12 protein-coding genes are annotated in these 12,373 nt (G+C 68.8%); 6 read left to right on the top strand and 6 right to left on the bottom strand.

From position 1 onward, the window contains the following. Positions 1–87: 87 nt before the first annotated feature. The 3 genes from AAF430_20590 to AAF430_20580 all read left to right on the top strand — a co-directional run bounded on the left by AAF430_20590 (position 88) and on the right by AAF430_20580 (position 2,888). Entirely contained in the window at positions 88–399 is a 312-nt protein-coding gene (locus AAF430_20590) for an H-NS histone family protein (GenBank protein ID MEM7412641.1), read from the top strand. Positions 400–561: 162 nt separating this feature from the next. Continuing rightward, positions 562–1,263: a sigma-70 family RNA polymerase sigma factor gene (locus tag AAF430_20585; protein ID MEM7412640.1), complete on the top strand. Its 702-nt coding sequence runs from the start codon at positions 562–564 to the stop codon at positions 1,261–1,263. Further along, complete coding sequence (locus AAF430_20580; GenBank protein MEM7412639.1) at positions 1,260–2,888, top strand: hypothetical protein; 1,629 nt, start codon at positions 1,260–1,262, stop codon at positions 2,886–2,888. Before AAF430_20585 ends, AAF430_20580 begins: the two co-directional genes overlap by 4 nt. Positions 2,889–2,895: 7 nt before the next feature. Here the strand turns inward: AAF430_20580 and AAF430_20575 are convergent, their stop codons facing one another. The 5 genes from AAF430_20575 to AAF430_20555 form a co-directional block, all read right to left on the bottom strand. Further along, the gene (locus AAF430_20575) at positions 2,896–3,900 is read right to left on the bottom strand and encodes an ATP-grasp domain-containing protein (GenBank protein ID MEM7412638.1); all 1,005 of its coding nucleotides are present in this window, start codon (positions 3,898–3,900) and stop codon (positions 2,896–2,898) included. Between the two features lie 77 nt (positions 3,901–3,977). Then, on the bottom strand, positions 3,978–4,733 hold the full coding sequence (locus AAF430_20570; protein ID MEM7412637.1) for a methyltransferase domain-containing protein: 756 nt from the start codon (positions 4,731–4,733) through the stop codon (positions 3,978–3,980). Between the two features lie 86 nt (positions 4,734–4,819). Continuing rightward, a complete protein-coding gene (locus tag AAF430_20565) occupies positions 4,820–5,620 on the bottom strand; it encodes a M48 family metallopeptidase (GenBank protein ID MEM7412636.1) in 801 nt (266 codons plus the stop codon). Beyond that, complete coding sequence (locus AAF430_20560; protein ID MEM7412635.1) at positions 5,620–6,087, bottom strand: nuclear transport factor 2 family protein; 468 nt, start codon at positions 6,085–6,087, stop codon at positions 5,620–5,622. Before AAF430_20560 ends, AAF430_20565 begins: the two co-directional genes overlap by 1 nt. 52 nt (positions 6,088–6,139) lie before the next feature. Next, positions 6,140–7,189 (bottom strand): phosphotransferase, encoded by a 1,050-nt coding sequence (locus AAF430_20555; GenBank protein ID MEM7412634.1) that lies wholly within the window; start codon positions 7,187–7,189, stop codon positions 6,140–6,142. A 106-nt stretch (positions 7,190–7,295) separates the two neighbouring features. Between AAF430_20555 and AAF430_20550 the strand changes: the two genes are divergently transcribed. Together AAF430_20550 and AAF430_20545 are read left to right on the top strand one after the other, a co-directional pair. Further along, on the top strand, positions 7,296–7,754 hold the full coding sequence (locus tag AAF430_20550; GenBank protein MEM7412633.1) for a hypothetical protein: 459 nt from the start codon (positions 7,296–7,298) through the stop codon (positions 7,752–7,754). Between the two features lie 157 nt (positions 7,755–7,911). Then, complete coding sequence (locus AAF430_20545) at positions 7,912–9,159, top strand: cytochrome P450 (GenBank protein ID MEM7412632.1); 1,248 nt, start codon at positions 7,912–7,914, stop codon at positions 9,157–9,159. An 85-nt stretch (positions 9,160–9,244) separates the two neighbouring features. Here AAF430_20545 and AAF430_20540 read toward each other — a convergent pair whose 3' ends face one another. Continuing rightward, positions 9,245–10,594, bottom strand: coding sequence for a VCBS repeat-containing protein (locus AAF430_20540; GenBank protein ID MEM7412631.1), 1,350 nt, complete (start codon positions 10,592–10,594; stop codon positions 9,245–9,247). Positions 10,595–10,939: 345 nt separating this feature from the next. On the opposite strand from AAF430_20540, the gene AAF430_20535 reads away from it, so the two are divergent. Next, positions 10,940–12,175, top strand: coding sequence for an acyl-CoA dehydrogenase family protein (locus tag AAF430_20535; protein ID MEM7412630.1), 1,236 nt, complete (start codon positions 10,940–10,942; stop codon positions 12,173–12,175). Positions 12,176–12,373 lie beyond the last annotated feature (198 nt).

Here is a 12,373-nt window from a genome sequence, read left to right as displayed (position 1 = left end):
GCCGCGCGCAGACCGGAGCGGGGGTGACCCTGATCACACGGCTGCGCCGCCGTCGAGCGAAGAGAGGACGCAGGCGGTAGATCCCCCTTGAGCCATCGACGCGCGTCCGACTTCTCAAAGCTCCCCGACGCCGACTTGCAGGCCCTGCGAGACGCGATCGACGCCGAATTGCAGCGTCGCTTCCGGCTGCGACAGCACGGCGAGCGGGCCCGGGGCGGGCTCCTCGAGGGAGAGGCTCCCCGCTACCGCAATCCGGACAACCCCTCCGAGACCTGGTCCGGCCGCGGCCCCCAGCCGCGCTGGGTGGAAGATCTGCGGGCCCAGGGCGTGCGCCTCGACGACCTGCTGGTCGAGGACAACCGGCCCGCCGCGACACCGCGCGGCTCCCGGCGTAAATAGCTGCCAAGACAGCGGAAACCGGCTCCCGAGGCAGCGCGTGGCCGAGATTCCGGCGGCCCGCTGCAAGATCCCGCCGGCCCGGACGTAGAACCGAGAGAGCGCCGCCGCGCCCGGCGGCCTCGGGAGACGAGTCCTTGCGCGGCCCCGGGAGAGGAGTCGAGTGTGTCCGAGAGTCGCGGCCTGTGGACGGCACGCGTGCCTGGCGTGTGGCTGCCGGCGATAATGCCGGCGCGCAGCGGGCGCGCCATGCGATGGGCCCGGGGGAGTGCGGTCATCTCGAATCGGAGTAGCACCGCCAAGACGCCGGCCGAGGAATCGCCGGAGGTCCAGGCCTGGATCAAGGAGGCCTGCGGCGGCGATGACACCGCCTGGGGTCGCGTGGTCCGGCACTACGAAGCCGACGTCGCGCGTCTGTGTCGGCGTCTACTCGGATCTCGGGAAGAGGCCGAGGACGTCGCCCAGGAGAGTTTCCTGCGGGCTCAGGGTGCGTTGGCGTCCTACGATGTATCGCGTCCGTTCCGCCGCTGGCTGCTCTCGATCGCGGCCCACCGGGCCATCGATGCCCTGCGACGGCGGCGCCGCGAGGCGCGCCTCTTCGAGCGCGAAGCCCTCGATCCGGAAACCATCGAAAGTGCGACCCGTTCTCCGCTCCAATACGGGATCGACGCCGACACCCGCGCACAGCTCCTCGAAGCCATCGCCGCCCAGCCCGATCACTATCGATCGGCACTGGTGCTCCGCTACTACGCCGACCTCGACTACGCCGCGATCGCCGAGGTCCTGTCGGTGTCGACGAACCAGGTCGCGACGCTGCTGCATCGCGGTCGCGCACGGCTGCGCGACGCGCTGGTGAGGGCCCGATGAGCACCTGCCCCGACGAGATCACCAGCCTCCGCTACGTCGACGAAGAGCTCGACAGCGAGGCCCTGCACGCCTTCGAGGTTCACCTCGTGACCTGCCGGGACTGCCGCGAGCGCATCGTGGCCCTGCGCGAGGAGAGCCGGCTGCTCACGGCGGTCATGCACGAACGGCGTCGAGAGGCCCCGCCCGAAGTTTCCGAAGCCCCGGAGCCCAGCGTCGCGATCGGCGTGCCGCTCGCCATCGGAGGGGTCGCCATGGCGCTCGCAGCGACCGGCGAACTCCTCGAATCCCGTCTTCCCGGATCCCTCGACCTCCTGCACCCGCGCCGCCTCAAAGGAGCCTACGAAATGGCCTTCGACCTCGTCTTTCTGGTGCGCGAAAACGCGCCGGGCCTGCTCGAACTGGGTTTCGCCGTCGGTGTCGTCGCCAGCGTCTCGGCGCTGCTGAGCTTCTTCGTCTCCTCGTTCTCGAAGCGCGTGTTCGACGGCGGCGCCTCGCTGCTGGTGGTGCTCGGGTTCTGTCTCGCCGCGGCGGCTCCCGCCGACGCCTTCGAGGTCCACCGCGACGTCGACGTCCTGGTCGCGAGCGGAGAGCGGATCCCGTCGACGCTGGTCGCCCGCGGCGGTGACCGCGTCGACATCGACGGAGTCGTCGAAGGGGACCTGATCGTCGCCGCCGAGCGCATCACGATCCGCGGGGAAATCCGGGGCTCGATCTACGCCTTCTGTCGCGATCTCGACATCAGCGGCAACGTCGCGGGCGCGGTGCTCGGCGTGGTGGAGAACATCCGCATCGAGGGCTCCGTGGCGGGTTCGGTCTACGTGGGCGCCGAGGACCTGACCCTCGCGAGCAATGGCAATGCGGGGGGCGACATGGCGCTCTTCGTCGAGGAAGTCGTGATCGCCGGCACGGTAGGGCGCGACCTCGCGCTGCTCAGCGAGGATGTCGACCTGCGCGGAACCGTCGAACGCAACGTCCGCGCCTACTGGGCGGAGAACCTGCGGTTGCGGGACGGCGCCCGCGTCGGCGGCGATTTCCGTGCGCGGGTCGAAGGGGATGTCGAAGACGTCTTCGAGCAGTCTGCGGGCGCCGAGATCGCGGGCGAGGTGGACGTGACTCCCGTCGAGGGGATGAAGGAGCACTACCTCGACGCGTACCGCAGCTGGCGCTTCTACGGCTTACACCTGCTCGGCTTCGCCGCGTCCTTCGTGTTCGGACTGGTGCTGTACCGCCTCGTCCCGGGGGTCTTCGAGAACCGCCTGGTCACGGGCGGGGACCTGCTGCGACACATCGGAATCGGGTTTGCCGCGATGGTCGTGATCCCGATCGCACTGCTGGCGGTGGGCCTGACGATCATCGGCTTGCCCCTCGCGATCGCGGGCCTCTTCCTCTACATCGCCGCGATCTACACGGCCGACGTCGTGATCGGCGCGTGGCTGGGGCGCTGGCTCTTCCCGCCGGCCGGAGACGGCTTCTTCGACTTCGGCAAGTCGTTTGCCCTGGGGCTACTCCTGCTCCTCGCCGTCGCGATGGTTCCGTTCCTCGGACCCCCGGTCGGGTTCGTGGCGTTCCTGGTGGGTCTGGGACTGATCGCGGTCCGCACCTACAACGTCGTGAGCGAGGCCTAGCCCGCGGCTAGCGAACCCAGTGGGGGCGGTAGCGGAGCCCCAGGTCGAGCAGACGCTGCAGGAGCGCGCGGGGCGGCAACCCGTCGCGCGCCGCCGCGCGCGCGAAGTCCTCGTGGAAGTCCACGTCCGGGTTCGCGTTCACGTCGATCACGTAGGGCGCGCCGGTCGCATCGAGGCGGAAGTCGATGCGCGCGAACCCCGATAGACGCAGCACGCTCCAACACGAGCGCGAGATGCGCTCCAGGGCGGCGCGCACTCCGCGTGGCAGTCGGCGGGCCAGCCCGGTTTCGACGCCGCTGGCGCGGCGGTGGTCCGGGTTCCACTTCAGCCGCTCGGTGTACACACGCGGCGTGCCCGACGGGAGTCCATCGAAGAAGGTCTCCCAGGGCGGGAGGCAGCGGGGCCGACGGTTGCCCAACAGCCCGACGGTGATTTCGCGTCCCTCGATGAACTGCTCGACCAGGGCATCGCATTCGCACTGGGCGTGGAGCCAACCTACGCGCCGCTCCACACCGGCGATGCCGCGCACCACCGAGCCCTGGGCGATGGCATAGGAGCCGCCCTCGTCGGCGGGTTTCACGATCGCCGGGAACGCGAACTCTGCCGGCACCCGCACGCGCTCCCCCCGCCGCACGCCAAAGAACCGGGGCATCGGAATGCCCTGGGCCGCGAGCAGGGTCTTCGTGACCACCTTGTCGCGGGTGAAGACGAGTGCCTCCGAGTTGCAGCCCGTGTAGGGAATGCCGCGCGCCTCGAGCGCGGCGACCACGTGGGGCTCGAAGCCGCCCGAGTCGCGCAGCTCGATCAACAGGTTGAAGACGATGTGGGGCTGGAAGCGATCGAGGGCCGCGTGGAGCGGCGCCAGGCTGTCGTCGAGACCGAGCTGCTCGACCTCGTGGCCGAGCGCTTCGAGACCGCGCGCCACGTGGTACTCGGTGCGCCAGGGCAGCACCTCGCGTTCGCTGCGTCCCTGGATCGAAGCCCGCGCGTAGAGCTCGCTATGGGTCAGCACGAGCACCCGCAAGCGACGGCGCGCGGCGCGTGTGCGGGCACCGCGCCGGCTTCGGGGCGCCGTCCCGGCCGCCCCGGTCACGCGGGAACCGTCGCCGTCCAGAGGTTGCGGTCGAGGGCGGGCTCCAGGTGTTGGTCGGACCAGGGGCTCCACGGGGTGCGCCGGATGCGCTCGAACCCGGCGGCCTGCAAGGCCTCTCGGAACTCGGCGTCGGTATGGTTGCGCTCGACGAGGGTGGTTTCGAACTTCTCGTAGCGACCGCGTCCGGCTTTCGCGTAGCCGACCATACGCACGGTCGCGAGGCGCTTCGCGCCGTCCCACTCGCAGGTCATCGCGATGTCGCCGCCCTCGCCTTCCATGAAGTAGTCGTGTCCGTCCCAGTACTGCTCGTAGCAGAAGCGGTTCAATGCATCGAAGATCAGCAGGCCCCCGGGTTGGAGATTGCGCCCCACCTGCCTCAAGCAGCGCACCAAGGGCCCCCGCGTGAGCATGTGGTTGAAGACGTCTCCGCTGGCGGTGGCCACGCTGCAGGATTCGCGCACCTGGAAGCGGGCGAGGTCCGCGCGGCGGAAGCGCACGCGACCGCCGAGCCCGCGACAGCGGCGTCTCGCGATCGCGAGCATCGCCTTCGATCCGTCGACACCGACGACGGGCACACGTGCGCGCCCCAGGCGCTCGGCCAACACGCCGGTGCCACACGCCACGTCGAGGACCCAGCTGCCGCGGGGACGCGCCTGCACGAACGGTCGCACCGCAGCGTCGAACGCGTGGGTGACTTCGAGGTGATCGGGCGTGTCGTAGACACGCGCCAACAGGTCGTAGATGCGGCTCACGTCGGATTTCCGACGGAGGACGGGAACGGGGGGTTCGCGTGGACGGTAGCGCGCGGGCGAGCCGCTTTCCGGGGAAACCGGGGCGATCAGCCGCAGCGCGGGTTGCGACCCGACGCGCGCGCACGCTGCATCTTGGGCAGCTCTTTGGGGATCTGCCGAGAGAGATCCGCGATACGCGTCTCTGGCGAAGGGTGCGTCGATAGGAACTCGGGCGGGCGCTGGCCCTGATTCGCGGCGTCCATGTTGCGCCAGAGCGGCACGCTCTCGCGCGGGTCGAAGCCAGCTTCAGCCATGAGCCTCAAACCGTACTCATCGGCCTCGCTCTCATGGCCGCGCCCATAGGCGAGTCCTCCGAGGTTGACGCCGATCCCGAGCGCCTGCATCGCCGCACCATGCAGCGGACTCGAGGGATCTCCTGCCGCCCCGACGAGAGTCGAGGCGCCTTGCGCGATGCCCTGCTTCAGCATCTCTGCCGATACCCGCTCTCCGCTGTGGCGTCCGAGCACGTGTGCCACCTCGTGGCCGATCACCGTCGCGAGCTGGTGCTGGTTCCTCGCGACCTTCAAGAGGCCCGTGTGCACCCCGATCTTCTTGCCGGGGAGCGCGAAGGCGTTCGCCGAGTCGTCATCGAAGACGCGGACTTCCCAGGCGCCCTGCCCCTGCCCGGCGGGCAGCGCCGTGAGGATCGCCCTGGCGACGCAGACCACGTAGCGGTTCTGAGCGGGATCCGTCGAGACCTTCTGCTCCGCCTTCAATTGCTCGAAGGCCTGGACGCCCATCTGATCCATCTGTGCGTCCGAGACCAGCATGAGCTGGGATCGGCCGAGCGGCGACGTTGCGCAGGCGGCGAACAGCAACGCAGAGGCGATGGCACCGAGCCAGCGCACTAGTCGCCTCCCCCTCCGAACGGGGCGGCGACCGGCAGCGTGCGCGTGGAGTAACTGAACTCCTCGACGCGCTCGGCGATCTTCCAGCCGTCGGGGGTGCGCACGAACTGATCGCAGTAGTAGCCGCCGTCGACGGTGATGAAGGGTGCGTTCGGCCCCTTCGACCAGATCATCGGGTTGTAGAAGGCGGATCGCGCGGTGGCCCGGTCGCCGTCGAGCTGCACCTCGCGGTTGATCACCAGGTGCTGGCTCATCGAGAACAGGACCATCGTCTTCTCGAGCCACTCCCGGATCTCCTTCACGCTGCCCTTCGCCCCACCGAACGCCGTGTAGTCGATGTGGGCGTCGGGGGTGAAGCAGGTCTCCCAGAGATCCCAGTCCTTGCGGTCGACCCCCGTGGCGTAGCGGGTCAGGACGTCGTCGATCTCGATGCGGTCCGAGAGTTCTTGCGGGGAAAGCGGGGCCATGACTCCTCCAGGGTTGCGGGGAGTATACGACCCGGGGAGAGAGCGGTCGCCGTCAGCCGCCCGACGTCTCGACGAGCTTCCAGGCGCGGTCGGCGGTCGAGCGTGCGATGTCCCCGTAGATGTGCGCGCGCTCGGAGCTCGCGTTGCCGTCGAGGCCGCGCTTGTAGACGCCCTGGACGATCGCCGCCGAGCGGAACATCACGAACACCAGATAGAACGCCCAGTCGTCGATCGGACCGCGCCCGGCAAGGGCGCAGTAGCGATCGAGGAACGCCGACTCCTCGGGGATCCCGAGCGCCCCGAGGTCCGAGTCCATCAGCGTCGCACCGGGCACGGCCTCGGTGTGGTAGGCCTGACAGAAATAGGCGAGGTCGGCGAGCGGGTGACCGAGGGTGCAGAGCTCCCAGTCGAGCACGGCCATCACGCGCGGCTCGGTCGGGTGCAGGATGCAGTTGCCGACCCGGAAATCGCCGTGAGCGATGCGCGTCTCGTCCGACTCGGGAATGTGCTTCGGCAGCCAGTCGATGAGGGCGTCCATCGACGGGAGCGCTCCCGTCTTCGAGTCTTCGTACTGGCGACTCCAGCGCGAGATCTGGCGCGCGTAGTAGTTGCCCGGGCGGCCGAAGTCGCCGAGCCCCACCGTCTCCGGGTCGACCGTGTGGAGCGCGGCCATCACCCGCGCGAGATCCTCGTAGAGCGCGCTGCGCTCGGCTGTCTCGAAACCGGGCAGCACCATGTCGGCGATCACACGCCCGGGCACGAAGCGCATCAAGAAGAAGGAGGTGCCGATCACCGCGTCGTCTTCGCAGAGCACCAGCGTCTCGGGCACCGGCACGTCGGTCTCGCGAAGCGCCGTCATCACCCGGTACTCGCGGTCGACCTGATGGGCCGAGGGCAAGAGCTTCCCCGGCGGCTTCTTGCGCAGGACGAACTGCTCGCCGCCCCGCTCCACGAGGTAGGTGGGGTTCGACTGGCCGCCCTCGAACTGGCGGATCGCGAGGGACTGGGTGCCTCCCAGGAGCCCGTCGAGGTAGGTCGCCAGGGCCCCCTCGTCGAAGCGGTGGGCGTCTCGAACGGGCGTGAGTTCCGGGTCTCCGATCATGGGCGGGGATCTTCTCACCCCCCCGGCCCCGGGGCAATCGGCCCGGGAAAGATCGCTTCGCCGGCGACCCGGGCCGGGCTAGGATGGCGGCGAGGAGAGCGCCCGCATGACCCTTCGCTTCAACCACATGGAGCTGACCGTGCCCCGCGGCACCCTCGACGCGAAGACTCGCGCCGAGATCGGCCAGTTCTACGGCGAGGTCTTCGGCTGGGAGACGCTCGACGTGCCGATCCTGGGCCAGGAGGGCCTGCTGCTCCGGACGGATCCCGAGACCAGCCAGTTCGTGCTCGTGGTCGAGAGCCGGCGCCCCGTGCGGGTGCCCGGGTTCGACCATCTGGGTCTGCTGCTCGACACCCGCGTCGAGGTCGACCGGGCCTTCGAGGCGGTGAAGCGCTGGCAGGAGCGCGACATCCGGGTCGAGACCAAGGAGTACGACGACCTCGATCAGGGCGCGGTCACCGTGCACGCCTTCTATGTGCGCTTCCTGCTGCCTCTCTGGTTCGACGTGCAGTGCATGGAGTGGGCCGATGGTCACGCTCCCGAGCGGTCCTGGCACTACGGCTGACTCCAGCCGGGAGTTCGCGCAGCGATCCTCCCGGAGCGGCGCGCTCCCAGCTGGTTCTGCTCGCCTGACCTCCTGTCGACTCCTCTGTGAGCGCCTGCCGGCTCCTGCGCGTGGGTGAGAGCGCCGATACACTGGCGGCCTTGCCGAGGAGACTGTCATGGCCGAAGCCAGCGCCGCACGCCCGCGCAACATCGTTCACCCCCTGGAGTACGTGGAGCGAGGCTATCCCCACGACATCTGGACGCGACTGCGCGCCGAAGAACCGATCTCCTGGTGGACCGAGACCGAAGGCGTCCACTTCTGGGCGATCACGAAGCACTCGGACATCGTCGAGATCAGCAAGCAGCCGGAGAACTTCATCAGCAATCCGCGACTGGTGATCCAGCACGAGCCCGAGCAGGACAATCCCTTCCCGGACACGCTGATCCAGCTCGACCCGCCGAAGCACGGCCAGTACCGCCAGATGGTCAGCAAGCGCTTCACCCCGCGGTACCTGAAGCGCATGCACGAAGACATCGAACAGATCGGCAAGGAGATCGTCGACGATCTGATGGCGGAGGGGCCCGAGGGCGAATGCGACTTCGTCGAGAAGGTGTCCGCGCCGCTCCCGATCGCCGTCATCGCCTGGATGCTCGGCGTCCCGCGCGAAGACTGGCGCCTGCTCTTCGACTGGACGAACCGCACGATCGGCGCCGGCGACCCCGAGTACCAGGTGGAAGGCGGCGACCGCATGGCCACGGCCCAGCAGGCCCAGGTCGAGCTCTTCAGCTACTTCACGAACCTGATCGAGGAAAAGCGCAAGAACCCGGCCGACGACCTCGTCACCCTGTTTTCCCAGCTCGAGTTCGAAGGCAAGCCGCTCCCGCCGATCGACGTGATCGCCTGGTGCTTCATCATCGTGATCGCCGGCAACGAGACGACCCGCAACGCCACCAGCGGCGGCCTGCTCGCGTTCATCGAGCACCAGCACGAGCTGCGTCGCTTCCAGGAGAACCCGGACCTCCTGGTGCCCGCGGTGGAAGAGGTGGTGCGCTGGACGAGCCCCATCATCCACTTCTCGCGCACGGCCACCCGCGACGTCGTCATGCGGGGTAAGAAGATCGAGGAAGGTCAGGCGGTGGGCCTCTTCTACCCCTCCGCGAATCGCGACGAGGACGTCTTCGACGACCCCTTCGAGTTCCGGATCGATCGCGTGCCGAACCCCCACATCGGCTTCGGTGTGGGTGAGCACTTCTGCCTGGGCTCGCACGTGGCGCGTCTCGAGCTCCAGATCGCCTACAAGCACCTGCTGCCGCGGCTCGAGGAGATCGAGCTGGCCGGTCCGGTGTCGCGCCTGCACTCGCAGCTGGTGGGCGGCGTGAAGCACCTGCCCATCCGCTACAAGCTGAAGCCGGCGACGAGCTGAAACGCCACGCCCGCGGACGTCGAGGGACGACCGCGGGCGCGCTTCCAATCAGAGCGGTGCCGCCTCCCGGAGGCGGCGGTCGCCGCTACGGGATCAGTGCGACGAGCTGCCAGGGCGACTCGGGATCGAGCGGTGCCAGATCCTGACCCGGCAGGTAGGCCGTACGGACCTCGCTGTTGCTCACCCAGACGAGGTCCTGGGTGCCGTCGCCGTCGATGTCCGAGGCGCCGGCCGGCGCCAGGCCGTCCGCACCCACGACATCGGTGCCCTCCACGGCCACCGGGGTCGCCAGCGGGTAGAGGATCGACACCGCGCCCGAAGCGTCCCGCACGGCGACCTCGGCCGTGCCGTTGCCATCGAAGTCACCGGTCGAGGCGACATCGAAGCCAGCCTCGAGCTCGATGGTGAAGCTGCCGTTCGGCGCACCACTGTCCATCAGCCAGAAGACCAGCGCACCGGCGCTGCTGCGCCAAGCGACGTCGGCGGTCCCGTTGCCATCGAAGTCGCCGGTACCCGCCAACGTGGCGTCGCCGACCGTGCCCGCGGCCACGGTTTCGACCGCGCCCCCCGCGTCGGTCAGCCACAGCGAAGCGTTGCCGTCGGTGCTCGTCAGGAGCACGTCGCCCAGGCCATCGCCGTCGAAGTCATCCGCCCCGGCGACCGTTTGACCGGCGTCGAGCGTGCCGAGGGACACCAGCGGCGTCTCCGAAGGATCCTCGGCGAGCGCCGAGGCCGGGGTGAAAGCGACCTCTCCGTCGCCGTTCGCCCACAAGAGATCACCCACGCCGTCCCCATCGAAGTCCGACAGCGCCACGAGGTTGTGGTCCGGCGTCGGGCGAGCGAAGAGCAGCAGGGTGTCGAGGGAGGCATCGGTGACGCGCATGGCATCGCCGCCCTCCCACACGAGGCGACCCACCAGGTCGGTCGCCTGCAGGAGGCCACCGTCGGTCGCTTCGGTCGAAGGTTCCTGTGCAGCCGGGGCCGCCACGGGCGCGGCGACGGTCGCCGGCGGCGGCGGAGTCGGCATGCTCGCCACCGCCGCAGCCATCGCGTCGGGATCGTCGTCGGGGAACTGGAACGGATCGGACGCCAGCGAGCCCGGCCCGCGCGTTCCGCCCGAGTCGAAGGGAATCACGACGATGCGCGCCTGCTGGCCGGGATCGCCGTTCAAAGTCACCGCGGCCGACGGGACGTCGGCCTCGTGATGAAAGATACCGGACGCGTCGCGCTCGACGAGAACCGAGTAGCCGGCCACCGGACCGCTGGCGTCGTCCCACGCGAGGCTGACGGCCGAGGCGCCGGTCGCTGCGGACGTGACGGGCGCACCGCCTCCGCCACCGCCCCCACCCCCGCCGCATGCGACGAGGAAGGTTGCGCAAGCCCAGAGGGTGAGCGCCTGCAACGTGAACTTCTGCTGGGTGTACGGGCTCCGCATCGCGGAACGACCTCCGATCGTGACCCCTGGAAGCGTGGTTCCCCCCAACGCCTTCCAGCGATCGCAACGGGATAAACGGCCAGACCGTCCATCCATTCTGTGGCGCGCATCACAAGCCCGAAGGGCGCCCTGCGCAGACCTGGCCCGCGGTCGGAAAACTAATGAAAAACAGGGATTTAGAAAAGCTCCTGCAGGCGATAAAAAGGCCAAAAAATGGGCAAATCCCCATGAGGGGCCCAGAACGCAGTTTGGAAAATCGACTTCGCTCGCAGGCCATCGGCCCAGCCGGTAGCGTGTGCGGGCCCCGGGCTCTGGTGCCCCGGGGCCTGCCCAAAGGAGCCCCCGGTGGATTTCGAATACAGCGACAAGACCAAGTTCGCGCTCGACAAGCTCAACGCGTTCATGGACGAGCACGTCTATCCGAACGAAGTGACCTACCACGAGCAGATGAAGAGCTTCGGAACCGATCGCTGGCAGATCCCGCCGATCATCGAAGAGCTCAAGGAGAAGGCGCGGGCTGCAGGCCTGTGGAACATCTTCCTGCCCGAGAGCGAACTGGGCGCCGGCTTCACGAACCTCGAGTACGCGCCGCTCTGTGAAGTGATGGGCCGCGTCGGCTTCGCGCCCGAGGTGTTCAACTGCGCCGCGCCCGACACCGGCAACATGGAAGTCCTCGAGCGCTACGGCAACGAGTCCCACAAGGAGCGCTGGCTGAAGCCGCTGCTCGAAGGGAAGATGCGCTCGGCGTTCGCCATGACGGAACCCGACGTGGCATCGAGCGACGCCACCAACATCTGCACGCGGATCGAACGCGACGGCGACCACTACGTCATCAACGGCCGCAAGTGGTGGACGTCGGGCATCCTCGACCCGCGCTGCGAGATCATGATCGTGATGGGCAAGAGCGACCCCGACGGTCCCGCCCACAAGCAGCAGAGCATGATCCTCTGCGAGAAGAGCGCCCCGGGCGTCACCGTGAAGCGTCACCTGCCGGTGTTCGGCTACGACGATGCGCCCCACGGCCACGGCGAGGTGCTCTTCGAGAACGTGCGCGTTCCGGCCGACCAGATGCTGCTCGGCGAGGGACGCGGCTTCGAGATCGCCCAGGGACGCCTCGGGCCCGGCCGCATCCACCACTGCATGCGCGTGATCGGGGTGGCCGAGCGCTGCCTCGAGAAGATGTGCCAGCGCCTGATGACCCGCGAAGCCTTCGGCAAGAAGATCTTCCAGCACTCGGTCTGGGAAGAGCGCATCGCCGACGCTCGCATCGACATCGAGTGCTCGCGGCTGTTGACGCTGAAGGCGGCGCACATGATGGACACGGTCGGGAACAAGGTGGCCCGCTCGGAGATTGCGATGATCAAGGTGAAGGCGCCCATCGCGGCTCAGCAGATCATCGACGACGCCATCCAGGCCCACGGCGGCGGGGGCGTCAGCGACGACTTCGGTCTGGCCTACGCCTACGCCCAGCTGCGCACGTTGCGACTCGCCGACGGCCCCGACGAGGTCCACCGCCGCACCATCGCGCGGCTGGAGCTCAAGGCGCAGGCCGAGAAGGCCGGCCTCTCGCTGAAGGGCTGAGGTTCAGCAGGCTGGGCTCAGGTTCAGCGGGCTGGGCTCAGGTTCAGCGGGCTGGGCTCAGGTTCAGCGGGCTGGGCTGAGGTTCAGCGGGCTGGGCTCGGGTTCAGCGGGCTGGGCTCGGGTTCAGCGGGCTGGGCTCGGGTTCAGCGGGCTGGGCTCGGGTTCAGCGGGCTGGGCTCGGGTTCAGCGGGCTGGGCT

The organism is Myxococcota bacterium (genome assembly GCA_039030075.1).
Lineage (GTDB): Bacteria > Myxococcota_A > UBA9160 > UBA9160 > SMWR01 > JAHEJV01.
Note: the sequence above shows the minus strand (reverse complement) of the source record. Positions and strands in the feature narration are given on the sequence as shown.

Bases quoted from the DNA above. Each gene is read 5' to 3' on its own strand.
- AAF430_20580 (MEM7412639.1), top strand. From the start codon at position 1,260: ATGAGCACCTGCCCCGACGAGATCACCAGCCTCCGCTACGTCGACGAA.
- AAF430_20560 (MEM7412635.1), bottom strand. From the start codon at position 6,087: ATGGCCCCGCTTTCCCCGCAAGAACTCTCGGACCGCATCGAGATCGAC.
- AAF430_20555 (MEM7412634.1), bottom strand. From the start codon at position 7,189: ATGATCGGAGACCCGGAACTCACGCCCGTTCGAGACGCCCACCGCTTC.
- AAF430_20550 (MEM7412633.1), top strand. From the start codon at position 7,296: ATGACCCTTCGCTTCAACCACATGGAGCTGACCGTGCCCCGCGGCACC.
- AAF430_20545 (MEM7412632.1), top strand. From the start codon at position 7,912: ATGGCCGAAGCCAGCGCCGCACGCCCGCGCAACATCGTTCACCCCCTG.
- AAF430_20540 (MEM7412631.1), bottom strand. From the start codon at position 10,594: ATGCGGAGCCCGTACACCCAGCAGAAGTTCACGTTGCAGGCGCTCACC.